This is a genomic window from Hydrogenimonas thermophila (genome assembly GCF_900115615.1).
Lineage (GTDB): Bacteria > Campylobacterota > Campylobacteria > Campylobacterales > Hydrogenimonadaceae > Hydrogenimonas > Hydrogenimonas thermophila.
This window is the reverse complement of record NZ_FOXB01000004.1, coordinates 21,836-47,066: the sequence shown is the minus strand read 5'-3', so window position 1 is coordinate 47,066 and position 25,231 is coordinate 21,836. Positions and strand designations below refer to the sequence as shown.

Below are 25,231 nucleotides of genomic sequence, written 5' to 3'. Positions count from 1 at the left end.
TAAGTGTATAAGTAAAATTTCAACATTACTCAATACAAGGCTAAAAAGAGAGAGCTTTTATCTCTCTTCAAATACAACCTCATCAATACTAAAGCGTCCAGGACCGTGTGTAACCAGTACAAAGAGCATTATCATATAATAAAGCGGTATCTCAAATCCATTATTGCCCGCAGAAAATCCTTGTGGCAGATGCACTGTAATAATCGCTACAATCATAACAGCTATAAGAGGTATTGCAATCAGACGTGTCATAAACCCCAACGTCAGTAAAACAACGCCACTTAGCTCTGTTGTAGCTGCCAAATAGGCATTTAGTGTAGGAAATGGTATTCCCATAGATCCAAACCATTGTGACACGGCAGAGATATCACTCCACTTCATCATAGCTGGTTCAAAAAAACCATAAGCCAGTATAAGGCGCACAAAAAGAAGAGAAAGACTCTTAAAATATTCTGTAAACCTTGAAAATTCTATATAGATAAGTTTTATTAACATAACAGCCTCCTAAATGAGGACTCCTTTTTTCAGAAGTTGTTTAAGCCCTTTTTCAAGAACTGCTTTAGCATCTTTTACCTCTATATCATACTTTTTAGAGACCTTCTCTACAATTTTTGAAAGCTCTTTTTTACCATTACACTTTTTAAGAAGCTCTCCCATAAATGGTGTTATCTCCATCCACTCTACATCACCAAAAGAGGTTTGATAAATTACTATCCAGTATTTACCTTTAGGCTTAAACTCACCATACATTACAGGGTAAGAGAGTCTCTTGACACGAGCACTTTTAGCTACTTTGTAACATTTTGAAAAGTCAACCTTTTTATGTTTTGTTTTTTTATATGGAGCCATCATAAGCTCTACCTCTATCCACTCAAACCATAAAAGATCTTTTATATATTTTGGTTTCTTCATTTTTGATGCTACAAAACGACCAAATTTCTTAGGCATTTTCCACATAAAAGGGGTGGTCGTCTCAGTAGCAATAAATGCCTTTACAAGTTTACGCCACTTCTTTTCACTAATTCGGGAATAGAAGATCGGATATGTTGCCAAAAGAGCCTCTTCAAATCGATAATAGATTAACTTTTTGTAGATATCTCCATTTATATAGCTTTTAGTATTACCAGATCTTATTGCTTTAAAAAAGCTCTTCAATACCTTTTGTTCATACTCCATTATATATTCCTTGCATCTTCTCATACTCTTTCATTAACTCTTTAAGAGGAGGAATGTTGTTATCACGTTCTAACATAATTGGAACTCTCTTTTTAGCCAAAACATAACGCATCAGATTCCATACTTCCTCTTTTACAGGCATTCCATGAGTATCAACAAGAAGATCATTACGATAATCCATATGTCCAGCTATATGACAATATGCAACTTTTTCAAAATTGATTTCATCTATGAAAGCTTCTGCGTCAAAACCGTGGTTAAAACTGTTAACAAAAACATTATTAATATCAAGCAAAAGTTTTACTCCGCTTCTTTTTAAAATTTCAGCAATAAACTCACTCTCTTCCATAGTTGAAGCAAGAACAGTATAATAGGTAGGATTTTCAATAACAAGAGTTCTTTCAAGAATCTCTTCAACTATCTTAATCTTATCTACAACCCCTTCTACCATAGCTTCAGTCATTGGCAACGGAAGTAGTTCAAAACTCTGAACTCCATCTATTGATGTAAAACTCAAATGTTCTGAATAGTCCTCTATGCCATATTTATCAAGAAATTTTCTTAGTCGTTTTAGATGCTTCAGATCAAGATGCTTCACATCTCCCAAAGAGAGAGATAAGCCATGAGCAATTACTGGGAACTTCTCACATATGCTTTCAAACCGTTTTGCCTCTTTCTTATTCATATGCATTAGATTTTCAGGTACTATTTCAAGAAAATCTATACTCTCTTGATACTCTTCTATTTCATTTATGAAACTATTCCTTAGTCCTAGACCACATCCATCTATCAGCATAACTTATCTCATACTTCCGCCACATTTTCCAGTACCGCACTTACCCTTCATCTCTTTCATCTTCTCTTCTTTTTTATTTTCCATCTTTGATCCGCACTTACAATCTCTTATTTTGGCACCACATTTTGCATCTTTCATCTTAGAACCGCATTTACCCTTCATCTCTTCTCTGAATTTCTTACACTCAGCATCACTCATCTTGCTTCCACATTTACTTTTCATCTCTTTTCGCATGTTGCTTCCGCATTTGCCTTTTGTTTTTTCATCTTCATTTGTCATATTTGCAGCACAAGAGTTATATACATTAACTCTTGCAACTGCTGCAGTAGCTCCTGCTGCCATTGCTCCTAAAATAACCGTCATCGCTTTTCGTCTATTCATCTTTTTCATTTTTATTCCTTTTAAACTTAAGATTATGAATTCTATTTTCCTGTCGTGCAGAAAGTGTGCAAAGAAGAAATAATTAAATAAAGAAATATAAAAATTTAAAGCTGTTGAAGCTTAATTTAATAAAATTAAAATAGAATTATTATTCAGGTTTGTTTTAACTAAAGAGAAGGTTTTGCAAAGTGAAATCAAATAAAATGATTGAAAACATAAAATTTTTAAGATTACTGGCAGACAATCTACCCGATATGCTTTGGGCAAAAGATACAGAAGGACGCTACCTTTTTGCCAATAAAGCATTATGTGAAAACCTTTTAATGGCTAAGGACACTGAAGAACCTATTGGTAAAACCGATGTTTTCTTTGCAAAAAGAGAAAGAGAAAAACACCCTGATAACCCAGAATGGCATACATTTGGAGAGCTATGCTTCAACTCTGATGTTGTAACTCTTGAACATATGAAACCTATGCGTTTTGAAGAGTTTGGTAATGTTAAAGGGAAAATGCTCTATTTGGAGGTTCATAAAGCACCACTATTTGATGATGAAGGAAATCTTCTAGGAACTGTCGGTAGTGGAAGAGATATAACCCGTCAAAAAGAGCTTGAAAATCAGATAAAAAAATCTAAAGAAACATTTGAACAACTGCTAAATACTACAATAGAAGGTCTCTTTGTATTTGATGTCAATAAGAGATGCATTTTAGCAAATGAGATGGCATCACATATTACCGGTTACTCAATTGAAGAACTTATTGGTATGCATGCTATAAATGATATTATTGATCCTAGTGTTCGTGATTATGTAACTCAAAAAATGAAAATTGATAATGCTGATCCTTATGAGATGGCTATTAAACATAAAAATGGAAAAAAAATTCCTGTTCTTGCAAGAGGTAAAAATATAGATCTATTTGGAGAAAAAGTACGTGTCAGTGCAATTTTAGATATTAGTGATATAAAAAAAGCTCAAAAGAAAATTGAGTATCTTGCTTATTATGATACTCTTACAGGCTTGCCCAATAGAAGTTTACTAAACAATTATATGGAGCAAATAATGATTGCTTCTAATGAAAATGGTTTTGACAATGCACTAGTATTTATAGACATGGATAACTTTAAAAAGATTAATGATACAGCTGGTCATAAAAGTGGAGATATATTACTACAAGAGATAGCTTTACGTATAAAAAATTCTATTACTGAAAATGATATAGCATTAAGATTTGGAGGTGATGAGTTTATTATTATTCTAACAAATTTAAAAAATATAGATAATGAAATAGAAGAAAAAATCAATAAAATTCGTCAAAATATTGAAAAAGAGTTCTTTTTACCTGAACCTTATATGATGGAAATTCATCCTGAATTTAGTATGGGAATTATTTTTTTCAAGGGTAGTAAACATAACCCGGAAGAGCTATTAAAAAAAGCAGATCTTGCTCTATATGATGCTAAAAAAGCTGGTAAAAATTGTATAAAATATTACAACCACAATATGCAAAAAGAGATTGAACAGCAAATAGAAATAGAGTATAGACTAAACAAAGCTTTTGAAAATGATGAAATTAAAGTTTTTTATCAGCCCCAAATCTCTTTAGATGGAAAAATTACTGGTGCTGAAGCACTTTGTAGATGGCAACATCCGGTAGATGGGATCATATCTCCTATTAAATTTATTCCAATAGCTGAATCAAGTGGTCAAATCATTAAATTGGGTGATATTGTTCTTGAAAAAGTGTGTCAGCATATTCATAACTGGTCAAAAAACAGTAAATTCAAATCAATTCCTATAAGTGTAAATATTAGTGTAAAACAGTTTATGCTACCTGAATTTATAGAAAGTGTAGAAGAAAAAATTAAAAAATATAATATTAAAAAAGGTATGCTTAAATTTGAACTGACAGAATCACTATTTCTTAATGATCTTAAAAAAGTAGTTGATAAAATGCATAAATTAAAAGAGATGGGAATCTCAATTTCGCTTGATGATTTTGGAACAGGATTTTCATCTCTTGTTTATCTAAAATCACTGCCTTTAAGCCAGCTAAAGATTGATAGATCATTTGTAACAGATATTGCCAATGATGAAAATGATAAAGCAATTGTTAATGCAACTGTAGCTATTGCAGACTCTATGAAACTTCAAACAATTGCGGAAGGTGTAGAAACAGTTGAGCAAAAAGAGTTTCTTAAAGATATCGGATGCACCGTATATCAAGGTTATCTTTTTAGCAAACCTCTCCCTCTAGAAGAGTTTGAAAGCTATATAGAAAATTATTAAAAATTACTCTTTTTGAGTCTCTATACTAACTTTTTCAAATCCTTTAGTTTTAAGAAAATCTATAACTTTTACAAAGTTTTGAAACTGACTTTTTGCATCACTCTTTATAAGTATGGTATCTTTCTTAGGATCTAAATTTAAAATATTTTGCTTCAACTTTTCAAAATTTACTTTTTTTGACTCAAAGTAAAAGACTCCCTGCTTATTTATAACAATAGTTTTCATCTTCTCTGTAACTGCCTTTTTACCTTCTCCTGCCTTAGGTAAATCAATAGGTATTGTACCTTTGCTTACAAATGATGCACTTGTAAGAACAATTACAAGCAAAACAAGCATTATATCTATAAATGGAAGTACATTAATTTGATCAAACTTTTTAATTTTCATAACGTCTATTGCGATTAATTATTTCCCATTTTGCAATTAAGATTTCTGCTTTACGGGCTAAAAGATTGTAGAGCCATATAACAGGAATTGCTACTAAAATTCCTCCAGCAGTAGTTTTAAGAGCAAGTGCCAAACCAACCATAATCTCTTTTGTATCAACAAGTCCACTTTGTCCTATAGTTATAAATGTTACCATTATGCCTACAACTGTTCCAAGCAAACCTATAAATGGAGCATTGGCACCTATAGAAGCAATCATTGTCATATTTTCACCCAGTGCTATTTCTAGTTCTTCTTTCTCTTGAAAACTTTCTAAATCTATATGACGATAGTAAAAGTATCTATCCAATATAAGCCATAAAGCAATAATACTTAAAAATCCCAATAATCCAATAAAACCGTAATCTACCCAGTCAGTTATAGATTTAATATTCAATTTTTACTCCGTTCCTTAAGTGCTTCAAATCCCAATCGAAACGTTGTTCCTTCATCTACTTTTGAATCTATTGATATCTCAATACCATGCTCATCACAAAATGTTTTAACAATATGCAAACCTATGCCATATCCTGATGCATTCAAATCACTTTGATAGTAACGATCAAATATATGAAACAGTGTCGTTTCATCCATTCCTATACCACTATCTTCAATTACCAACCACCCGTTTTGAATTGAAATTTTCACAAAACCTTTTGGACGGTTGTATTTAACAGCATTACTTATAAGGTTATCAACAGCTTTTTGACAACCTCGTCTATCTGCAATTATCACCATAGACTCTGGAGTGTATTGTATCGTAATATCTTCACTTGCACCCTCTATTTTGGCAATGCTTTTTTTAATAACATCATTTAAATCAAAAGTTTCACACTCAACTGTACCAATCTCTTTTTTTATAAAATAGTCAAGATCTTCATATAACTCTTTTAAATTCTCCCCTGCTCTCTCTATACGCTCAAGACGAACCAGCTTTTTAGGATCACTCTCTTTGCGTTTAAGCATAGAGACATTTGCAAATATTGTTGAAAGAGGAATATTGAGTTCATGAAGAGTATCTTTTAACAGTCTATCAAGTAGATCATTAGTTATAAAAAGAGGCTCAAGTGCTATTTTAGAAAGAATATAACCAAACAACATTGCTAATGGAAGAAGCATAGCTGTTACTACCAAAAAATTTTTATTGCTATATCCAAAATTTTCAAAAACTACCCACATTAAACCTGACATGGAGACAAATGTTACCACATAAAAGAGTAAAACTTTAAATATCTCTCTATTTTTCAAAGCAGTACCCAATTCCCCTAATATTTGAAATAGCATCTTTACCAAAAATCTGTTTTAATTTATTTATATAAACTCTTAATGCACCTGTACCGGGATTATCTTCTCCATACAACTCTTCTAAAATCTCTTCTGTTGTAACAACTTCTCCTCTATTCTCAAGCAATAGAGCTAAAAGTTCAGCCTGCTTTTTAGGCATAGCTATTATGTTATCACCATTATAAAGCACCAAACGCTCTCTGTCAAAATGGTACTTTCCAACAGCTATTTTCTGAGAGTTTTGCATTCTGCGCAACTGTGCTCCAATTCGCAAGGCAAGTTCATCAAGGTCAATTGGCTTTTTCATATAATCATCAGCTCCACAATTAAACCCTGTAGAGAGAGCCTCTTTATCTCTTGCAGATGTAATGTAAATTGCCGGTGTTTTATCGCCACTCTCTCTAAGTTGGCATAATAGATCAAAGCCATTCATATCTGGAACATTGACATCTAGCAAATAGATGTCAAACCCTTGTTCATAAATAGCCTCTATAGCCAACTTTGCTTCAAGAAAGTGTACAACCTCATACCCCTCCTCTTCTAAAAAATCTACAAGAGTCTCTCCAAAAAGTTGGTCATCTTCAAGTAGAAGAATTCTAGCCTGCACGCACGACCCTCCACTCAAGGCTTTGTCCTGCAAACATAGGAACTACACTATTTTCATAAATTTCAGGTACAAGATATTCTGATTTTTCCAAAACAACCTCTTTAGAAGGTGGAGTAATACCATAAATACGTTTTGCATTATCACTGACAAAGCTTTGTAAATTCTCTAATGCTCCGTGTTTATCAAAAAGCTGTGCCAAAGCCTGTAGAGCTATAGGAGCTGTAAATACTCCAGCTGCACATCCAGGTGCCTCTTTACTGTTTCTTGGGTGTGGTGCAGAGTCAGAACCAAACATTACCTTTGGATGTGCTCCAAGTGCAACATTCAATAAAGCAGTACGATCTTCAGGCCGCTTTGCTATAGGCTTACAAAATAGATGCGGCTGTAAAAGTCCTCCTGCTACATCATCTAATGTAATGTAAAGGTGATGTAGTGTAATTGTTGCATAAAGATTATCATAACGATCAAGCGCTGCAACTGCCTCTTTTGTTGTGATATGCTCCATTATAATTTTTAAGTTTGGAAAGTTTTTAGCAAGCATCTCATAAATTGGTATAAACTCTGCTTCTCTATCCATCACAAAGCCACCTGTCTCACCATGTACACAAAGTGGGATGCCAAGATCACTCATAGCATTTAGTGTAGAAGATAGTTCTTCAAGATCAAAACCGCTAACACCACCTTCAGAGTTGGTAGTTATACCGGCTGGATAGAGTTTAATAGCCAAAATATCATCTTTTACCTCTTCTAAAAACTCTTTTGTGTAATCAGATCTAAAAAAAAGTGTCATATATGGAGTAAATGTGTGTTCTTTTTTAGCCTTTTCTATTCTAATTTTATACTCATTTACAGCCTCTTTGGTTGTTACAGGTGGCACCAAATTAGGCATAATCAAAGCTCCACTAAATGTTTTGCTACTAAGAGGAGCAACAATTTCAAGCATATCGCCATCCCGTAAGTGCAAATGCATGTCAAGTGGATCAGAAATAGTAATGACCATTGAAAAACCTTTTTTTTAATAGTATTATACCGCTATCAAGTTAGGAGGATGTTAATTGATGGCAGAAATAGTAAACTGGATTGTAGAGACAGTAGGAACTTTAGGATATTTAGGAATATTTATTATGATGTTTTTAGAGAGCTCTTTTTTTCCTTTTCCAAGTGAGGTTGCGATGATCCCTGCCGGATATTTAGCCAGTAAAGGTGAAATGAATCTTATAACTGCATTTGTTGCTGGAGCAGGTGGCTCACTTGCTGGAGCAATTTTTAACTATATTCTTGGACATAAACTTGGTCGTCCATTTCTTATAAAATATGGAAAATACTTTTTTATTAAAGAAGAAACTATTAAAAAGACTGAACTATTTTTTCAAAAGTATGGGTCGGCCAGTACACTATTTGGCAGACTGATACCTGGAATTCGTCAATATATCTCTCTTCCAGCTGGAATAGCTAAAATGCCTCTTTTAAGTTTTAGTATATATACTTTTATTGGTGCTGGTATATGGTGCATTGTACTTTTATCACTTGGTTATATTTTTGGAGAGCATGAAGATAAAATTCAAGAGGCTATGCACTATATTTTATTAGGAATATCTATTTTAATAATAGTAGTATTTTACTATTTTAGAAAAAAGAGCAGAGTCAATAAATAGTTTTTATATAATATTAAGTTATCAAGTCTTACAATAGAGTAAGATTGACTTAAAAGAAGGAGGCAATCATGAAAATAACCGACAATACAAGCTGGAATCACATCCAAACTACAAAAAAAGAGGTGGAAAAGTCTATAAATGAAGTTGGTAGCGGCAAAAAAGAGGTAATGGATGAAGCCAGTTTACAGATGTTGATCGATACTATTGGTTCTGAAATTAGTGAAACAACTCAACAGATTACAAATTCAAATAACTCTATTGCTATGCTTCAAATTGCCTCATCTTCTCTTGACAGTTTAAGCAAAATGAGTGATGAACTGAACCAACTAAGTGTACAATACAATAGCGCTGCATTAAACAGTGATCAAAAAAGTATGATTGCCAGCCAGTCTGAAGCATTAAAACGTTCAATGAATGATGTAATAGACAGTACCACTTTCAATGGTAAAAATCTATTTAGCAGTAATGCTTTTGAATCTATGGGTGTTGATTTAAGCAGTGTAAATGTCTCTGATATACAAATAGACAATCAAGACACAATTAAAGATTTTACAACTGTTCTTAACAGCGCTTTTAGTTCGGTGTCAAGTGCAACAAATAGTGAGATATCAAATATCAATAACCTCTCAGAAAAGCTGGTTAACCAAAATAGAGCTAGAAGTATAAATGAAGATACAGATATTGCTGAAAATATTAACAATATTACAAATCAAAACATTAAACTTAATGCTTCTTTAATAGCACAGGCTCATCAACAGAGTGTTTTAGCTAGCAGTATGGCAAACTTGCTTAACTAATATAAAGATATAAAGAGTCTGAATAGCTTAAAACTATTCAGACTTATTTATTTAGATAGCCTCTTCATCCTCTTCACCAGTACGTATGCGGATTACTTTCTCTATATCTGTTACAAATATCTTACCATCACCAATTTTTCCAGTTCTAGCTGCTGATACAATCTTTTCTACAACCATATCAAGATCTTTTTCGTTTACAACAACTTCTATTTTAATTTTTGGAATAAAATCTACAACATATTCAGCACCACGGTATAGTTCAGTATGACCTGCTTGTCTACCATAACCTTTTACTTCACTAACAGTCATACCTGTAATACCAGCCTCTGCCAATGCATCTTTAACCTCTTCTATTTTAAAAGGCTTAATAACTGCTTCTATCTTCTTCATCAACTTCTCCTTCTTAAAAATTAGAATGCTCGTTTAAACTCAGGATAAGACTCTATACCGCACTCACTAATATCTATACCTTCCATCTGCTCTTCATCGCTGGCACGGAATTCAAAAACTTTGTTTATAGCATATATAGTAACATATGATACCACAAAAGCAAACACTGCAACAACTAAAACACCTTTTAGCTGATCTCCCAAAGATACACCTTCAGCAAATATACCTACTGCTATTGTTCCCCAAATTCCATTAACCAAATGGACAGACAATGCACCAACAGGATCATCTATTTTAAACTTATCAAAAAGCGGAACAGCAAATACAACCAATGCACCACCAATAGCACCAATCAAAATAGGAGTATAGATATCAAACAGATCAGCACCTGCTGTGATAGCAACCAAACCACCAAGAGCACCATTTAAAATCATTGTAATATCAAATTTTTTATACTGTATATATACAATAATTGCTGCAATAATTGCACCTGCTAGTCCAGCTGTGTTTGTATTCATTATTGTAAGAGCTACTGTATCAGCATTCTCTTTTGAAGCTATTGAGCCAACAGAACCGCCATTAAAACCAAACCATCCAATCCACAATACCAGTGCACCCAATGTTACAAGAGGAATATTTGAAGCAGGTATTACACGTACTTTACCATCTACATATCGACCTTTTCTTGGACCAATAACCAATATTGCTGCAAAAAGTGCCCAAGCTCCTGTTGAGTGAATTACTGTTGAACCGGCTAAATCATGCATAGAGCTGATATCTAAAAATGTACCACTGAGCATATTTGCACCCCAAGTCCAATTGACAACCAAAGGGTATATAACCGCAGCCATTGCAACTGTAAAAATCATTAATGGAATAACACGCGTACGCTCACTTACACCACCGCTCATAATATTTACTGTTTTACCAACAAATGCCATTTGAAATAAAAAAGCAGCCCATTTGCTTACGCTGTCATTTTCCCAAGTCCCAAATGCCAACTGATACCCTATAAGCAAAAATACCATAGATGCTACAGCATAAATCATTGTATTGACTGTCAAAACAGCACTTACATTTTTAGTTCTTACAATACCTGCTTCCAACATTGCAAAGCCTGGAACCATAAATATGATTAAAGTCATTGCAAAGAGTAAAAACAGAGTATCGATGATATACGACAAGTCTCCTGGATTCATTCCTTAACTCCTTTTTTTTATTGAATACAAAAGATTTTTTTCAATATTAATTATAAGGAATATTGAAGGAGTTGATAAGAGAGAAGATTGTATAAATTTTAATCAGTTTTTTGATTTTTTAAGAGCAGAAGAAGGAATTTTTGATTAAAAATTAGTCAGAGGGGAATTTATCCCCTCTTAGTTTGTTAAAGCGCCTCTTCGTCCTCTTCACCAGTACGAATTCTGACTGCTTTTTCAACACTGCTTACAAATATCTTTCCATCACCAATTTTTCCTGTTCGAGCAGCTTCTGTTATCTTTTCAATAACCATATCAACATTACTATCACTAACAACCAGCTCAATTTTTACTTTTGGAAGAAAATCAACGACATACTCAGCTCCACGATATAGTTCGCTGTGTCCTTGTTGACGACCATAACCTTTTACCTCAGCTACAGTCATACCAGTAATGCCAGCTTCAGCGAGGGCATCTTTTACATCTTCCAGTTTAAAAGGTTTAATAACTGCTTCTATCTTTTTCATATTTTAAACTCCTTTACATTACAGGTTTAAAGCGCGTTCGCCGTGTGTAGACTCATCAAGACCAATTGTCTCAGTCTCTTCATCAACACGTCCACCACCTGTAACTGCTGCAGCAATGAAATATACAATTGCTGTAACTATACCACTATACACAACTGTCAAACCAACTGCCATTAACTGACTGACAAGCTGACTTCCAATGCTGTAGTTTTCAGGCATTGCATAGTCTGCAATGAAAATCGCAGTAGCGATTGATCCCCAGATACCTACAAGACCGTGTACCCAGAAAGCATCCAAAGAGTCATCTACTTTGAACATTTTTTTGATTTTAGAAACAGCTAGGAATCCAAGGAAACCACCTACAAGACCGATGATAATAGCACCACCAACACCTGCTGTACCAGAAGCCGGAGTAATTGCAACAAGACCAGCAACTGCACCAGAAGCACCACCTACCAATGTAGGCTTTTTAAATACTAGCCACTCACCTGCAATCCATCCAATAACACCTAAAGATGCCGCTACATTTGTCACAAGGAATGCTGATGCTGCTGTACCATCAGCTGCAACTTCACTACCTGCATTGAAACCGAACCATCCAAACCAAAGAAGCATTGCACCAAGTACTACAAGAATTGGTGAGAAAGGTTTGATAGCTGCTTTTTCATAATCTTTACGTCGACCAAGAAGCATTGCAACAACAAAACCTGCAACACCTGCATTAATATGAACAACAGTACCACCTGCAAAATCTATCTCACCAAAGTTTAGCGTTTCACCGCCACCCCATGCCCAGTGAGTAATAGGAGCATAAACTGCTATAATCCATAATGCTGAAAAGACAACAAATGTAGAAAACTTAACACGCTCAATCATTGAACCACTTGCAATTGCAACAGTAATTGCAGCAAATGTCCCCTGAAATGCTACAAAAAGAAGTTCTGGAATTGTACCGCTAAGAGCATCTGAACCGATTCCAGAAAGCATTACTTTGCCAGTACCTATGATATCGCCGTCACCAAATGCGATTGAGTAACCTACTACAACCCATACCAATGTACCAATAGCATAAGCTGCAAGGCTCATACCCATTGTATTAAGTACGTTTTTACTTCGTGTCAAACCACCGTAAAAAAGAGCCAGTCCTGCTGGTGTCATAAGCATAACAAATGCTGTAGCAACAAGCATCCAAGCTGTATCACCACTATTAAGTTCATCTGCAAAAGCTAACGCTGGAAGCATTAACAGAGAAAGAAACCACTTCTTCATATGTTCTCCTTTTAAATTTTTTCTGTTCCCAGAAAGTTTACATATGAAGTATACAAATATATTGATTTTAATGGTAGATGGAAATTGATTAAAAATTAAGCAGTTTAGTAAAATAAATAATAATTAAGAAGATGCTATTGGTTAATAAGCTTAACTGTCGGGATCCAATATATTCTCTCTTATCGTTACAAATTCATCATAATGTTCTAACATAATATCTGTCAGTTTTGGATCAAAATGTTTTCCTCTCTCATTAATGATCAACTCTTTAATTTTATCATCACTCCAAGCATCTTTATAACATCTTTTAGTACTTAAAGCATCAAAAACATCCGCCAAAGCAACTATTCTTCCATATATATGTATTTCATAACCTTTAAGACCTCTTGGATAACCTGTACCATCAAACTTCTCATGATGTTCATATGCAATAATTGCAGCAGCTTTTAAAAGAGCTCTGTTTGATTTATTAATCATTTGATAACCATATTCAGCATGTTTCTTCATAAGCTCAAATTCATCTTTAGTAAGTTTACCTGGTTTATTTAATATTGAATCAGGTATAGCTATTTTTCCTATATCATGCATAGGAGTTGCCTGCTTTAAAAGTTCAGCTTCATCATTATTTAAACCATAATACAGAGCCAATAATTTTGAATATTCTGCTACTCTTTTTATATGCTTACCTGTTTCGTTACTACGTCCTTCACTAATTAAACCTAATGTAAATACAATCTCTTTTTGTGTATCTTCCAACTCTTTGTTTAACTCTTTTATCTCCAGCGTAGCTTCTTTTACCCTCTCTTCAAGTCTGTTTTTATAGCTATCTAATTCTCTTGACGTAACAGAAATAAGATGAGTTAATGCTTTTAAAGTTTGATTTTCACTTATATTTTTATGACAAGTATTTATTTCTGTTTTATCTTTTTTTATATGATTGTTTTCACTTAATCCTAAAATTGTCATTGTTTGATTTAATAGACCAATATTGTTTAAACCTTTATTTGTATAAAACTCCCCATATGTAAAAAAACCGCTTATTGGAGCAATTTTATTTAGAGGACTCAACTCTAAATTTATACTCTTTCTAAGAAGTGCTTTCCTTGCCATACAAGAGTAGATAAATATTGAATCACATACATATAGTTCTTGACTTTTAGCTATTTTATCACTGTATTCTACAATGGCTTCTATATTTCCATAACCAAAAGTTACCTTCTCTCCTTCATTTAAATTACCTGCAAAAATTAAAGAGCCATCACTATTTTTACCTACTACAGCTCTTGGTATAAATTGACCAGACCTTTTTACAAGTAAAGGAAATTCAATCCCTGTTTTTGGTAATTGTTTAGCAATATCTGAACCTAAATATTTTGCATAAATATCTACAGCTTTTCTGCCATCTATCTCATATACAATATTTTTCATAGAACTGGTAATTGTCATTGTTTCACCAATACTTACCCATCCAAAGCTTGCTTTTGTTATAACTTCTAATTCATCATTAAAAAGTAATGCAGCAACAGCACCATCTAAAAAAATTTCATTTTCAGTAAAAACTATTGTATTTTGAAATTGTTCATTATCTGCAGCTAATCCGCCAGCTACTATTATATTACTATCATATTCAACAAATCTATTAATATACTCTTCTCCATTTATATGTAATCCATCAGCAAAAGATATTATTACTTTTGGATGTTTAAAATTTTCAAATTGATTAATTAACTTTTGTGCTGTATATTTACTATTCTTTGCTATTTTTGTGCCATATGTTTCTATATTAGTTTTTTCAAAAATAGTAAAAGATAGTACTGTCGCACGATTTGTTGTAATATCTCCTATAATTTCTCCACTAGTTGTAGTACCAATAATCTTAACATTTGGTATAATAGTTTTTATATCATTTACAAGAGTACTAATATAATCAAAATCACAAATACCTGTAAAAATCTGAAGAAGAATATTTTTTTCTTTTAAATGGTTATCATTTACAAACTTTTCTAACTCCGATTTACTTGTATAAATTTTATTAATAGTTTTCATTCCAACACTTCCATCGTCTCTCTATAAGTAAAAATAGCAACTAAACAATATTATCTTATAAAACTTTAAACTTTTTATAACTGTTAATTTTTATTACTAAAGTAGCACAAAATATAACCAATGTTTAACCAAAGTCTAAATCTAGCAACTATCTATACTTTTAATATAATGATAAATTTTCTAATCCTTAAGCTATTTTTAGATAATATCATCAATACTATAATTCTTCAAAGCAAAAGGTTTTGAATGTCAGATCTGTTTAAAGAGAATGAGGATATCCAAGAAATATCTATTGAAGAGAGCATTAAGGGCAGTTATCTTGACTACTCAATGAGTGTTATCATAGGTCGTGCTCTTCCTGATGCCAGAGATGGTCTTAAACCTGTTCATAGACGTATACTTTATGCAATGCATGAATTAGGTGTTACATCTCGTGCTGCTTATAAAAAGAGTGCACGTATTGTCGGTGATGTTATCGGTAAATACCACCCACATGGCGACACAGCAGTTTATGATGCACTGGTACGAATGGCGCAAGACTTTTCTATGCGTATACCGCTTGTTGATGGACAGGGAAACTTTGGTTCAATAGATGGTGATAACCCGGCAGCAATGCGTTATACAGAAGCTCGTATGACACGATTGGCTGAAGAGTTGCTTCGTGATATAGAGAAAGATACTGTCGATTTTATTCCTAACTATGATGATACAATGAGTGAACCTGATGTCCTGCCAAGTCGTGTTCCAAATTTGCTACTGAATGGTTCAAATGGTATTGCTGTTGGTATGGCAACAAATATTCCGCCACATCGACTAGATGAGTTAATTGATGCACTTTTAGCACTTATTAATAACCCTGATGCAGAGCTTGATGAGATTCTTGAACATATTAAAGGTCCAGACTTTCCAACTGGCGGCATAATCTTTGGACGCAAAGGGATTATGGATGCATACAAAACCGGTCGTGGTAGAATCAAGGTTAGAGCAAAGACTCATATAGAAAAAAAAGGGAATCGTGAAGTAATTGTTATAGATGAACTCCCTTATCAGGTAAACAAATCAAAACTGATAGAAAATATTGCTCAATTAGCAAAAGATAAAGTTATAGAAGGCATTAGTGAAGTAAGAGATGAGAGTGACCGTGAAGGAATACGTGTTGTAATTGAGCTTAAAAAAGATACAATGAGTGAAATTATTCTAAACAATCTCTTTAAATCAACTCAAATGCAGATAACATTTGGCATTATCCTTCTTGCTATTCAAAATAAAGAACCTAAAATCTTTAAGCTGATGGAGTTACTCAAACTCTTCATTCAGCATAGAAAAACGATCATAATTAGAAGAACAATATTTGAACTTGAAAAAGCAAAAGCCCGTGCACATATTTTAGAGGGTCTTAGAATTGCTCTTGACAATATCGATGAAATTGTAGCCCTTATAAGAGCTTCTAAAGATGCAAATGAAGCTAGAAGTGGTCTTATTGAGAGATTTAACTTAAGTGAAAAACAGGCTCAAGCAATTCTTGATATGCGTTTACAACGCCTCACCGGACTTGAGCGAGACAAAATAGAGCAAGAGTATCAAGAATTAATGGCCGAGATAGAAAGACTTAGCAATATTCTCAAATCTGAAGAGCTTTTAAGCCAAATCATTAAAGAGGAACTTCTTGAGATAAAAGAAAATTACTCAACACCAAGGTTGACAGAGATTGTTGATGATTATGAAGATATTGATATAGAAGATCTAATTCCTAATGAGCCTATGGTTGTTACCATTACACATCGCGGCTATATAAAACGCGTTCCAGTAAAACAGTATGAGAAACAACATCGTGGAGGAAAAGGCAAAACTGCTGTTACTACACATGATGATGACTTTATTGAAAGCTTTTTCATTTCTAATACTCACGATACACTAATGTTCATTACAGATAGAGGACAGCTCTACTGGTTAAAAGTCTATAAAATTCCAGAAGGAAGCAGAACAGCAAAAGGTAAAGCTGTTGTAAACCTCATCCAACTGCAACCAGATGAAAACATTATGGCAATTATTCCAACAACTGACTTTGATAAAAGCAAGTCGTTGGCATTCTTTACTCAAAATGGAATAGTCAAACGAACAAATTTGAGTGAATTTAAAAATATTAGATCTGTAGGTGTTAGAGCTATTACACTAGATGAAGATGATGAACTTGTTACTGCTAAGATTGTCTTGCCTGAAACACAGTCACTTTTTGTATTAACAAAAAAAGGAATGTGTATACGATTCCCTGTAACAGATGCAAGAGAGATTGGACGAACAGCAAGAGGAGTAACTGCTATACGATTTAAAATAGAAGGTGATCATGTTGTAGGCGCTACAACAATCAGTGATGAAGAACAAGAGATTCTAACAGTAGCAGAAAAAGGAATTGGAAAACGAACAGCTGCAAATGAGTATCGACTCCAGAGTCGTGGAGGAAAAGGTGTAGTTGCAATGAAACTTACCGCTAAAACTGGTGATGCTGTAGGTGTAGTAATTGTTGATGAACATAAAGATTTAATGGCTCTTACACAAAAAGGGAAAATGATTCGTGTAGATATGCAAAGTATCCGAAAAGCTGGTAGAAATACAAGTGGAGTTAAAATAGTTACACTTGAAAGCGGAGATAAAGTCAATTCTATTGCAAGTTGTCCTAAAGAAGAAGCTGATGAGGAGATTTTAGAAAATCCTTTAAACTTGGAACAGTAATTGCTTAGATATTGATGTTATCAATAAAACAAGGACTAAAATGATAAAAAAGTTCCTCGTTTATGTAAACTGTATAGTTTTTGTTTTTTTATTAAGTGGTTGTAATTTAAAAGTAGTTGGACTAACCTCTACAAAAGCAACACCTGTTTACAACTCTAGTAGCAATTATTGTGGAAACTATCCTTGTAATAGTTGTGATTATTATTTATCAGATTGGTAGGAGACTAAGATGAAAAAAAGTTTAATTTTAGCTGGACTGGCTATTCTACTGATAAGTGGATGCAGTACTAAAGGAATTGGAAATAGCAGTAGTGGTGGGAATATTAGCTCCTATACACAGAATAATCAAACTCTTACAAGAAATAATGTCTTAATATTCAAAGTTGTCGGACAAGGTGTTGCCCCTGTAAACACTATATCCCCTGCCCAAGCAAAAGCATTGGCTAAAAGAGCAGCTATTGCAGATGCATATAGACAATTGGCAGAAAAGATTGCAGGTGTAAAAATTGAAGGTAGAGACAAAATTGTAAATATGGTTACAAAGAAATCGTTAGTTAGAACCTGCGTAAATGCATTGATTAAAAATGCTACAATTATAGATTCTGCAGCAAAAGATGGTCTTTATGAGGTCGAAATGGAGATAAAAATGTATGGAAAAGACTGGTATCCTCTTTTTGCTTCTAATTAATCTTCTTTCATCGGTCGTTATGGCCGATGACTACTATGTTAGCTACTATCTTTATACCAAAAACTTCAAAGTATTAAATGAAAAATTAAAATTTTCTAAAGCAATGGTTCCTTTTAAAAGTAAGGGTAAAACTATATGCAAAATTGCATCAAACAGCAATAAAATAGAAACATTTATTAAAAAAAACAAAAATAATATACTATCTTGTCTTTTTAAAGAAGGGGTTTTTGTCAACTCATATGGAACATATTCAGAAATGATAAGCAAAAAAGAGACAATAATATTAAAAATCTTACCTACACCTGTTCAAGTCGACTTTAACGATGGATTGGTTATTATTAGAAAAATCCGTTAATGGAGTCTTATCTTATGAAGATAGCCATCGTTGAAGATGATATTAATATGAGAAAATCCCTTGAAATTGCATTGGGAGATTATGACGATTTTGAAGTTAAAACTTTTCGAAATGCAAAAGAAGCACTTAAAAAACTTGATGAGAGTTATGACCTTGTAATATCCGATATAACGATGCCTGGAATGAATGGCATAGAGTTTGTTGAAGAATTAAATGGACGTTATGATGTTATTATAATTACAGGAAATGCAACATTGGGACGGGCAATAGAATCGATACGACTCGGTGTAAGCGATTTTCTGACAAAACCATTTGAAGTAGAAACTCTTGTTGAAGCTATCAGACGCAGCCAAAAAGTACAAGCTAGAGTTAAAAAAAGAGTAAAAAAAGATGTTCCAACTAACAACTCAATGTTTTATGGAACATCTGAAGCACTTGAAAAAACTCTAAATCTTGCCTACAAAGCTGCAAAAAGTGATGCTTCTATACTTTTACTTGGAGAGAGTGGCGTAGGAAAAGAGTTATTTGCAAAAACAATTCATAACAACTCACCCAGAAAAGATAAACCATTCGTTGCTATCAATATGGCTGCAATTCCCGAGAATTTGATAGAGAGTGAACTATTTGGTTTTGAAAAAGGTGCATTTACAGATGCTTTTGAAGCTAAAATGGGAAAATTTGAAGCTGCAAACGGCGGGACACTCTTTTTAGATGAGATTGCTGAAATGCCATTTCACCTTCAAGCAAAACTTCTTCGTGCACTCCAAGAAAAAGTCATATATCGCCTAGGGTCTACAAAAGGAGTTTCAGTAGATGTTCGTATTGTAGCAGCCACCAATGCAGATATTAAAACTAAAATGCAAAATCAAGAATTTAGAGAAGACCTTTACTATCGTATTGCAACTATTCCTATCCACATACCACCTCTTAGAGAAAGAAAAGATGAAATAATACCTATTGCACAAAAGTGCCTTGAAGATATAGTTGAAAAATATGACTTTAATCCAAAAGCTTTTAGTGAAGAAGCAAAAGAAAAAATGATCGAATACCATTGGCCTGGAAATATACGCGAACTCATTGCTGTAGTAGAAAGAGCGGCAATTCTTTCAGATGGAGATACCATTTCAGAAAATGATCTCTTTTTAGATGCAAGAATATAGTAATCTCATTTTCGATATAATCGCATAATTTATTGAGGCGAGGTTAAATATGAGAAAATTCAATGTTGCAGTTGTGGGTGCTACTGGTGCAGTTGGAGAAGAGATGCTAAGAGTCCTTGAAGAGGTCGATTTTCCTATTGCAAAACTTGTTCCTCTAGCAAGTGCAAGAAGTGCTGGAGGTACAATAGAGTACAAAGGTGAAGAGGTATTAGTAAAAGAGCTAACTGAAAGTGTCTTCGAAGAAGAAGATGTAGAGATTGCACTTTTTAGTGCAGGTGGATCAGTATCGGCTAAATATGCACCATTTGCAGTAGAAGCTGGTGCTGTAGTAGTAGACAATACAAGCCACTTCAGAATGGATCCTGATGTTCCACTCGTAGTTCCGGAAGTAAATCCGCAAGATATAGCACGTTGGAGAGAAAAAGGGATTATTGCAAATCCAAACTGTTCAACCATTCAAATGGTTCAGGCACTTAAACCATTGCATGATGAGTATGGAATAGAACGTATAGATGTCAGTACATATCAAGCAACATCAGGTGCAGGAAAAAGTGCGATGGAAGAGCTTGTTAATCAAATGCAGGCATTCTTTGCATTTAAACTTGAAGATAGTCCAAAAGAGCGTTTTCCTCACCAAATAGCACTAAATACCATTCCTCAAATTGATGTATTTTTAGATAATGGTTTCACAAAAGAAGAGATGAAAATGGTTAATGAAACCAATAAAATCATGCACGACACAATAGAAGTAGCAGCAACCTGTGTCAGAGTACCAACTTTAAGAGGACATGCTGAAAGCATTACAGTTACTTGTAAACGTGATGTAGATGCTGATGCAGCTCGCGAAGTAATTGCAAAAGGTGAAAATATTGTAGTTATGGATGATCCAAAAAACAGTGTTTATCCTATGCCAGTTCTTTGTGTAGATAAAAATGAAACATTTGTAGGTCGCATTAGAAACGATATTTACCGTTCAAATGTTTTACACATGTTTGTAGTAGCAGACAACCTTCGAGTTGGAGCAGCTACAAATGCTGTAAGAATTGCTCAAAAATGGGTAGAAATGGAGTCTGAATGATACGTTTACTAGAAAAAATATTTGAATCAACACTATGGAATGGACGGCTTTTTGTCATTCTTGCAGTTATATTTTCAATGTTTGGCTCAATCATACTTTTTATTGTAGCAAGTACAGATATATGGGGTATGGTCGTCAAAACATTTGAAATTTATATTCAACACCAACACCCTGAACATTTCCATGAAGAGTTAGTTGGAGTAATTATAGGTGCTGTTGACCTTTACCTTATGGCTATAGTTATGCTTATATTCAGTTTTGGTGTATATGAACTTTTCATATCTGAAATAGACCCTGCAAAAAAAACTGAAGGATCTAAAATTCTTGAGATCCACTCTTTAGATCAACTTAAAGATAAGCTGGCAAAAGTAATAGTTATGGTACTAATTGTCAGCTTTTTTAAAAAAGCACTCTATACACACTACAGTTCTCCTTTGGAGATGCTCTATTTTGCAGGAGCAATTCTAGCACTGGCTTTAGGCCTATATTTCTTACATAAAGGTGGTGACCATTAATGATTTTTGTAGATGCATGTTTTAATAAACCTACTCCATATACTCCAGTCTGGATGATGCGACAAGCAGGTCGTTATCTACCTGAATATATGGCTGTTCGCCAAAAAGCTGGTGATTTTTTAACTCTATGTAAAAATCCTGAAATGGCTGCAGAAGTAACTTTGCAGCCTGTTGATATAATTGGTGTAGATGCTGCTATTTTGTTTAGTGACATTTTGGTAGTACCTTTAGAGATGGGAATGGATCTTACCTTCCAAAAAGGTGAAGGTCCTGTATTTAGTGATCCTATCAGGACGGCTGAAGATTTAAAAAGACTTCAGCCAAATGCTGCAGACAGATTAACATATGTCTATGATACGATTAAAATCATAAGAGAGCGTCTTGCAGAAGATAAAGCTCTAATAGGTTTTACAGGCGCACCTTGGACACTCATTACATATATGATTGAAGGTCGTGGAACAAAAACGTACAATATAGTTAAAAAACTTATCTATACACAACCAGAACTTGTACATACCCTACTTCGTGAAGTAACAGAAGTAGTAAAACTATACTTGGAAAAACAGATAGAAGCAGGTGTAAACGTTGTACAAATTTTTGACAGTTGGGCAGCTGCACTTGAAAAACCAAAATATTTTGAGTTCAGCTGGAACTATATGAAAGAGATAGCTTCTTACATAAAAGGAAAATATCCACATATTCCTATCATTATGTTCCCTAAAGGTATTGGTGCCTTTCTTGATGATATAGATGGCGATTTTGACGTATTTGGCGTTGACTGGGGAACACCAATGGCTCTGGCAAAAGAGAAGCTTGGAGACCGTTATGTATTACAAGGAAATATGGAGCCTTGTCGTCTATATAGCAAAGAAGCTACAAAAGAGTGCGTAACAGCAATTTATGAAATAATGCAAAATCAAGGACATATTTTTAATTTGGGGCATGGCATATTACCTGATGTTCCAGTTGAAAACGCTAAATACTTTGTCGATCTAGTTCACTCCATAACAAAACAGTAATATTGCAATATGCGTGTTATAACTCTGTTTCTCACATTGTGGACTTATTTGTCAGCAATGGATAATAACCTTTATCCATATGCTGACTTTTATCGTCAAGAAGGTATTGATACTTTAGAAAAGAGACTCGATCATATACTCACAACAAAAGAGTTTTGGAAACAGAAAATTGGTGATTCAAATGTAACACTCGGATGGTATGAAAAACCTTTAGATATTCTTGCTTGCAAAAAAAGTGACAAAAGGTTGACTCTATACCATTTTGATGGAAAACAGTATAGCGTTAAATTAAAAATTCCTATAGTCATAGGAAGACGTAATGGAGATAAACAGCGACAAGGTGATTTAAAAACACCTGTAGGAATTTATAGAATTATTGAAAAAAAACGTGATGTTGATCCATTTTACGGACCTTTGGCTTTTGTAACAAACTATCCTAATCCTTTAGACAAAACTCTTGGAAAAAATGGAAACGGAATATGGTTACATGGTTTTCCACCAAATTGTCCAGATAAAAACTCTACAAAAGGTTGTATAGCCTCTCCCAATACGGAACTTTTGTCACTCGATAAAAACCTAACTGATCATAAAAGTTCTCTGCTTATGATATCTCAAGACAAAATACCACCTGTCTCAAGAGAAAATATAATAAACATACTTTCATTCATATACAGTTGGAGGTATGATTGGAAATATAATAGATTAAATGAATATTTGTCTTACTACAATTCTAACTTAAAAAGCAGTATAGGAGATTTTGAAAGTTTCAAAAAACATAAAACCTATATTTTTGCAAAACAACAAAATAAAGAGATACTTTTTTACAATATTCAAATAACACCATACCCAAATACGCTAGGCAAAAAAATTTGGCGTGTAAATATGAAAGAGAAGTATTTTTCAAACAATTACAAATTTAACGGAACAAAACTGCTATACATTATACAAGAAGGAGATAAATTTAAAATCTGGAGAGAATTTTGATCCGGATTTTATCTATCTCTTTTTTACTCATATATCAGCTTTATGCTGCAAAACTACACTTTACAACACATCAATTAAAAGGTAACATTCTAGGAAGTACTCTATTGGTTATAGGTGGAATACACGGCAATGAGCCAGGTGGATATTTTGCAGCAGCAATTTTAACTCTCCATTACCAAATAAAAAAAGGGCAACTTATTGTTGTTCCAAATCTCAACTTTGATAGTATAATTCGTAACAGAAGAGGAATTTACGGTGATATGAACCGTAAATTTGCCAATATAAGTAAAAATGATCCTGACTATCATATTATTAAAGATATAAAATCAATCATTTTAAGACCTGATGTAGATTTTATTTTAAACCTTCACGATGGACACGGATTTTATAGAAAAGAGTGGCAAAATGCCATATTCAATCCAAGTGCTTGGGGGCAAGCCTGTATTATCGATCAAAAGTGTATTGAGACAAAAAAATATGGTAACCTGGATGCAATAGCCCAAAAAATTACTAAAAATCTAAATCAAGATCTTGTCAAAAATCACCACTCATTCAATGTAAAAAATACAAAAACAAAGTTTAAAGATGAGCAAATGAGACTCTCTTTAACATACTTTGCCATTACACATGGAAAACCTGCTATGGCAATAGAAACAAGTAAAAATCTTGAAAAAACTTATGAAAAAGTTTACTATCAACTACGAGCCATAGAAGAGTTTATGAAATTTATGAAAATTGAATTCACTAGAGATTTTGATTTGAACCTGCAAACTATTCAGAAAATATTGACAACTTACTATACTGCTGTATTAAACGACCTTACTCCTCTTAATTTAGATCATTTACGTAAAAGATTAAACTTTGTTCCAATGAAAAAAGATGATAACCATCTACAAGCCAAACACCCTCTTGCAGCTATCAAAAAAAATGGATCTTTTTATGATCTAATGGTTGGCAATATACGTATTAGTCAGTTTAAACCAGAAATTATTTCACATAATAAATGTTTAGAATCTGTCGAAATTGTTGTAGATAAAAAATTACAAAATATTAATATACCAGCTTCACTATCTGTAAAAGAGTCTTTTAAAGTTAATGCTCCAAAAGATATACGTGTAAATGTCATTGGATACACTAAACCAGGTCTTTTAAATGAAAACAGTATTACAATAAAAATGAAAGAGCTACTTCCCAAGTACAGCTTAGACAAAGAGCAAAAGAGTTATCGTATCGAATTTTATAAAGACAAAGACTACTGTGGAATGATAAATATTAATATAAAATAGATATTTTATTATTTTTTGAGTTTTACATCTGCAAGAACATATGCAAAATCTACATTTACCCCAAAGCTTTTTAGAGTATTATATGCCTCTTGAAGAGTTGTTCCTGTTGTTATGATATCATCTACTAAAATTGTATCTATTGATGTGGGTCCCCTATACTCGAAGTCCCTTGAGTTGGCAAGACGGAAAGATAGAGGCTTTCCTGAATATGAAACTCGGTTTTTTGCCTGAAGTGAATTGTACAATGGAGAGTAGCCATATTTTTTCAGCTCCTTTGCCAAAATTGCTGTATGGCTGTAACTACTACTTAAATAGTCATCTACTGGAATTACAAAAGTTTTACTCGTAAGCTGAGATAGAATTTTAAATGTCTCTTTTGCCAATATACGGTAGATAAACCAACCGTAAGGATGGTGTTTAGTAAGTAAAAATGGTTCAATATCTTGGTATGAGTAGAAGCTTATGACCTCAAGACCACTCTTTAACTTTCTAATGTTAAGCTTTGGCTGAAGATATAGTTGCCGACACTCACTGCAAATAAGAGATAGTGAGAGTCTAGAGCAACTATGGCATCTCAT

General features: G+C 33.6%; 27 protein-coding genes. 12 read left to right on the top strand and 15 right to left on the bottom strand.

Annotated features, from left to right (window positions below; all coding sequences use genetic code 11):
- Nucleotides 1-57: 57 nt before the first annotated feature.
- From BM227_RS02285 to BM227_RS02270, 4 genes are read right to left on the bottom strand one after another with little or no spacing between them, the layout of a single operon-like run.
- On the bottom strand, nucleotides 58-495 hold the full coding sequence (locus tag BM227_RS02285) for an HvfX family Cu-binding RiPP maturation protein (protein ID WP_092910773.1): 438 nt from the start codon (nucleotides 493-495) through the stop codon (nucleotides 58-60).
- 9 nt (nucleotides 496-504) lie between these two features.
- Nucleotides 505-1,176, bottom strand: coding sequence for an HvfC/BufC family peptide modification chaperone (locus BM227_RS02280; protein WP_177201950.1), 672 nt, complete (start codon nucleotides 1,174-1,176; stop codon nucleotides 505-507).
- Nucleotides 1,166-1,972 (bottom strand): MbnB/TglH/ChrH family RiPP precursor modification enzyme, encoded by an 807-nt coding sequence (locus BM227_RS02275; protein WP_092910769.1) that lies wholly within the window; start codon nucleotides 1,970-1,972, stop codon nucleotides 1,166-1,168. Before BM227_RS02275 ends, BM227_RS02280 begins: the two co-directional genes overlap by 11 nt.
- Nucleotides 1,973-1,975: 3 nt before the next feature.
- Entirely contained in the window at nucleotides 1,976-2,362 is a 387-nt protein-coding gene (locus tag BM227_RS02270; protein WP_092910767.1) for a hypothetical protein, read from the bottom strand.
- 179 nt (nucleotides 2,363-2,541) lie between these two features.
- Between BM227_RS02270 and BM227_RS02265 the strand changes: the two genes are divergently transcribed.
- Nucleotides 2,542-4,641, top strand: coding sequence for a sensor domain-containing protein (locus BM227_RS02265; RefSeq protein ID WP_092910765.1), 2,100 nt, complete (start codon nucleotides 2,542-2,544; stop codon nucleotides 4,639-4,641).
- A 3-nt stretch (nucleotides 4,642-4,644) separates the two neighbouring features.
- Here the strand turns inward: BM227_RS02265 and BM227_RS02260 are convergent, their stop codons facing one another.
- From BM227_RS02260 to pyrC, 5 genes are read right to left on the bottom strand one after another with little or no spacing between them, the layout of a single operon-like run.
- The gene (locus BM227_RS02260) at nucleotides 4,645-5,028 is read right to left on the bottom strand and encodes an ExbD/TolR family protein (RefSeq protein ID WP_092910763.1); all 384 of its coding nucleotides are present in this window, start codon (nucleotides 5,026-5,028) and stop codon (nucleotides 4,645-4,647) included.
- On the bottom strand, nucleotides 5,018-5,464 hold the full coding sequence (gene exbB, locus BM227_RS02255) for a TonB-system energizer ExbB (protein ID WP_245757003.1): 447 nt from the start codon (nucleotides 5,462-5,464) through the stop codon (nucleotides 5,018-5,020). The genes BM227_RS02260 and exbB overlap by 11 nt, the downstream gene beginning before the upstream one ends.
- Nucleotides 5,461-6,315, bottom strand: a complete 855-nt coding sequence (locus tag BM227_RS02250) for a sensor histidine kinase (protein WP_177201949.1) — start codon at nucleotides 6,313-6,315, stop codon at nucleotides 5,461-5,463. The genes exbB and BM227_RS02250 overlap by 4 nt, the downstream gene beginning before the upstream one ends.
- Nucleotides 6,305-6,958, bottom strand: a complete 654-nt coding sequence (locus BM227_RS02245; RefSeq protein WP_092910756.1) for a response regulator transcription factor — start codon at nucleotides 6,956-6,958, stop codon at nucleotides 6,305-6,307. The genes BM227_RS02250 and BM227_RS02245 overlap by 11 nt, the downstream gene beginning before the upstream one ends.
- A complete protein-coding gene (gene pyrC, locus BM227_RS02240; RefSeq protein WP_092910753.1) occupies nucleotides 6,948-7,958 on the bottom strand; it encodes a dihydroorotase in 1,011 nt (336 codons plus the stop codon). Before pyrC ends, BM227_RS02245 begins: the two co-directional genes overlap by 11 nt.
- Before the next feature lie 58 nt (nucleotides 7,959-8,016).
- Between pyrC and BM227_RS02235 the strand changes: the two genes are divergently transcribed.
- Nucleotides 8,017-8,613 carry a DedA family protein gene (locus BM227_RS02235; protein ID WP_092910751.1) on the top strand — a complete coding sequence of 199 codons (597 nt, stop codon included), beginning with the start codon at nucleotides 8,017-8,019 and terminating at the stop codon, nucleotides 8,611-8,613.
- 68 nt (nucleotides 8,614-8,681) lie between these two features.
- Complete coding sequence (locus BM227_RS02230; RefSeq protein WP_092910748.1) at nucleotides 8,682-9,410, top strand: flagellin; 729 nt, start codon at nucleotides 8,682-8,684, stop codon at nucleotides 9,408-9,410.
- Nucleotides 9,411-9,461: 51 nt separating this feature from the next.
- On the opposite strand, the gene BM227_RS02225 is transcribed toward BM227_RS02230, so the two are convergent.
- The 5 genes from BM227_RS02225 to BM227_RS02205 form a co-directional block, all read right to left on the bottom strand.
- Nucleotides 9,462-9,800, bottom strand: coding sequence for a P-II family nitrogen regulator (locus tag BM227_RS02225; RefSeq protein WP_092910745.1), 339 nt, complete (start codon nucleotides 9,798-9,800; stop codon nucleotides 9,462-9,464).
- 20 nt (nucleotides 9,801-9,820) lie between these two features.
- Nucleotides 9,821-10,999 (bottom strand): ammonium transporter family protein, encoded by a 1,179-nt coding sequence (locus BM227_RS02220; RefSeq protein ID WP_092910742.1) that lies wholly within the window; start codon nucleotides 10,997-10,999, stop codon nucleotides 9,821-9,823.
- Between the two features lie 185 nt (nucleotides 11,000-11,184).
- Nucleotides 11,185-11,523: a P-II family nitrogen regulator gene (locus BM227_RS02215; protein WP_092910740.1), complete on the bottom strand. Its 339-nt coding sequence runs from the start codon at nucleotides 11,521-11,523 to the stop codon at nucleotides 11,185-11,187.
- Between the two features lie 18 nt (nucleotides 11,524-11,541).
- Complete coding sequence (locus tag BM227_RS02210) at nucleotides 11,542-12,792, bottom strand: ammonium transporter (protein WP_092910738.1); 1,251 nt, start codon at nucleotides 12,790-12,792, stop codon at nucleotides 11,542-11,544.
- 150 nt (nucleotides 12,793-12,942) lie between these two features.
- Nucleotides 12,943-14,838: an FIST N-terminal domain-containing protein gene (locus tag BM227_RS02205; RefSeq protein ID WP_092910735.1), complete on the bottom strand. Its 1,896-nt coding sequence runs from the start codon at nucleotides 14,836-14,838 to the stop codon at nucleotides 12,943-12,945.
- Nucleotides 14,839-15,084: 246 nt separating this feature from the next.
- Here BM227_RS02205 and gyrA point away from each other — a divergent pair, with 246 nt between their 5' ends.
- The 9 genes from gyrA to BM227_RS02160 all read left to right on the top strand — a co-directional run bounded on the left by gyrA (nucleotide 15,085) and on the right by BM227_RS02160 (nucleotide 24,653).
- Nucleotides 15,085-17,568 carry a DNA gyrase subunit A gene (gene gyrA / locus BM227_RS02200; RefSeq protein WP_092910733.1) on the top strand — a complete coding sequence of 828 codons (2,484 nt, stop codon included), beginning with the start codon at nucleotides 15,085-15,087 and terminating at the stop codon, nucleotides 17,566-17,568.
- Between the two features lie 229 nt (nucleotides 17,569-17,797).
- Nucleotides 17,798-18,256 carry an LPP20 family lipoprotein gene (locus BM227_RS02195; protein ID WP_092910730.1) on the top strand — a complete coding sequence of 153 codons (459 nt, stop codon included), beginning with the start codon at nucleotides 17,798-17,800 and terminating at the stop codon, nucleotides 18,254-18,256.
- Nucleotides 18,219-18,611, top strand: coding sequence for a hypothetical protein (locus BM227_RS02190; RefSeq protein ID WP_092910727.1), 393 nt, complete (start codon nucleotides 18,219-18,221; stop codon nucleotides 18,609-18,611). Before BM227_RS02195 ends, BM227_RS02190 begins: the two co-directional genes overlap by 38 nt.
- Before the next feature lie 14 nt (nucleotides 18,612-18,625).
- Nucleotides 18,626-19,771 carry a sigma-54-dependent transcriptional regulator gene (locus tag BM227_RS02185; RefSeq protein ID WP_092910724.1) on the top strand — a complete coding sequence of 382 codons (1,146 nt, stop codon included), beginning with the start codon at nucleotides 18,626-18,628 and terminating at the stop codon, nucleotides 19,769-19,771.
- 49 nt (nucleotides 19,772-19,820) lie between these two features.
- Nucleotides 19,821-20,849 (top strand): aspartate-semialdehyde dehydrogenase, encoded by a 1,029-nt coding sequence (locus BM227_RS02180; protein WP_092910722.1) that lies wholly within the window; start codon nucleotides 19,821-19,823, stop codon nucleotides 20,847-20,849.
- Entirely contained in the window at nucleotides 20,846-21,364 is a 519-nt protein-coding gene (locus BM227_RS02175) for a YqhA family protein (protein ID WP_092910720.1), read from the top strand. Before BM227_RS02180 ends, BM227_RS02175 begins: the two co-directional genes overlap by 4 nt.
- The gene (gene hemE / locus BM227_RS02170) at nucleotides 21,364-22,383 is read left to right on the top strand and encodes a uroporphyrinogen decarboxylase (protein ID WP_092910717.1); all 1,020 of its coding nucleotides are present in this window, start codon (nucleotides 21,364-21,366) and stop codon (nucleotides 22,381-22,383) included. Before BM227_RS02175 ends, hemE begins: the two co-directional genes overlap by 1 nt.
- Nucleotides 22,384-22,440: 57 nt before the next feature.
- Entirely contained in the window at nucleotides 22,441-23,367 is a 927-nt protein-coding gene (locus tag BM227_RS02165; protein ID WP_177201948.1) for a L,D-transpeptidase family protein, read from the top strand.
- Nucleotides 23,364-24,653: a M14 family metallopeptidase gene (locus BM227_RS02160; RefSeq protein ID WP_245757002.1), complete on the top strand. Its 1,290-nt coding sequence runs from the start codon at nucleotides 23,364-23,366 to the stop codon at nucleotides 24,651-24,653. The genes BM227_RS02165 and BM227_RS02160 overlap by 4 nt, the downstream gene beginning before the upstream one ends.
- An 8-nt stretch (nucleotides 24,654-24,661) precedes the next feature.
- Here BM227_RS02160 and BM227_RS02155 read toward each other — a convergent pair whose 3' ends face one another.
- Entirely contained in the window at nucleotides 24,662-25,231 is a 570-nt protein-coding gene (locus BM227_RS02155) for a ComF family protein (protein WP_092910711.1), read from the bottom strand.

Coding starts and splice junctions, on each gene's coding strand:
- BM227_RS02285 (WP_092910773.1), bottom strand. CDS start 495: ATGTTAATAAAACTTATCTATATAGAATTTTCAAGGTTTACAGAATAT.
- BM227_RS02280 (WP_177201950.1), bottom strand. CDS start 1,176: ATGGAGTATGAACAAAAGGTATTGAAGAGCTTTTTTAAAGCAATAAGA.
- BM227_RS02275 (WP_092910769.1), bottom strand. CDS start 1,972: ATGCTGATAGATGGATGTGGTCTAGGACTAAGGAATAGTTTCATAAAT.
- BM227_RS02270 (WP_092910767.1), bottom strand. CDS start 2,362: ATGAAAAAGATGAATAGACGAAAAGCGATGACGGTTATTTTAGGAGCA.
- BM227_RS02260 (WP_092910763.1), bottom strand. CDS start 5,028: ATGAAAATTAAAAAGTTTGATCAAATTAATGTACTTCCATTTATAGAT.
- pyrC (WP_092910753.1), bottom strand. CDS start 7,958: ATGGTCATTACTATTTCTGATCCACTTGACATGCATTTGCACTTACGG.
- BM227_RS02235 (WP_092910751.1), top strand. CDS start 8,017: ATGGCAGAAATAGTAAACTGGATTGTAGAGACAGTAGGAACTTTAGGA.
- BM227_RS02230 (WP_092910748.1), top strand. CDS start 8,682: ATGAAAATAACCGACAATACAAGCTGGAATCACATCCAAACTACAAAA.
- BM227_RS02225 (WP_092910745.1), bottom strand. CDS start 9,800: ATGAAGAAGATAGAAGCAGTTATTAAGCCTTTTAAAATAGAAGAGGTT.
- BM227_RS02220 (WP_092910742.1), bottom strand. CDS start 10,999: ATGAATCCAGGAGACTTGTCGTATATCATCGATACTCTGTTTTTACTC.
- BM227_RS02215 (WP_092910740.1), bottom strand. CDS start 11,523: ATGAAAAAGATAGAAGCAGTTATTAAACCTTTTAAACTGGAAGATGTA.
- BM227_RS02210 (WP_092910738.1), bottom strand. CDS start 12,792: ATGAAGAAGTGGTTTCTTTCTCTGTTAATGCTTCCAGCGTTAGCTTTT.
- BM227_RS02205 (WP_092910735.1), bottom strand. CDS start 14,838: ATGAAAACTATTAATAAAATTTATACAAGTAAATCGGAGTTAGAAAAG.
- gyrA (WP_092910733.1), top strand. CDS start 15,085: ATGTCAGATCTGTTTAAAGAGAATGAGGATATCCAAGAAATATCTATT.
- BM227_RS02195 (WP_092910730.1), top strand. CDS start 17,798: ATGAAAAAAAGTTTAATTTTAGCTGGACTGGCTATTCTACTGATAAGT.
- BM227_RS02190 (WP_092910727.1), top strand. CDS start 18,219: ATGGAAAAGACTGGTATCCTCTTTTTGCTTCTAATTAATCTTCTTTCA.
- BM227_RS02185 (WP_092910724.1), top strand. CDS start 18,626: ATGAAGATAGCCATCGTTGAAGATGATATTAATATGAGAAAATCCCTT.
- BM227_RS02180 (WP_092910722.1), top strand. CDS start 19,821: ATGAGAAAATTCAATGTTGCAGTTGTGGGTGCTACTGGTGCAGTTGGA.
- BM227_RS02175 (WP_092910720.1), top strand. CDS start 20,846: ATGATACGTTTACTAGAAAAAATATTTGAATCAACACTATGGAATGGA.
- hemE (WP_092910717.1), top strand. CDS start 21,364: ATGATTTTTGTAGATGCATGTTTTAATAAACCTACTCCATATACTCCA.
- BM227_RS02165 (WP_177201948.1), top strand. CDS start 22,441: ATGGATAATAACCTTTATCCATATGCTGACTTTTATCGTCAAGAAGGT.
- BM227_RS02155 (WP_092910711.1), bottom strand. CDS start 25,231: ATGAGATGCCATAGTTGCTCTAGACTCTCACTATCTCTTATTTGCAGT.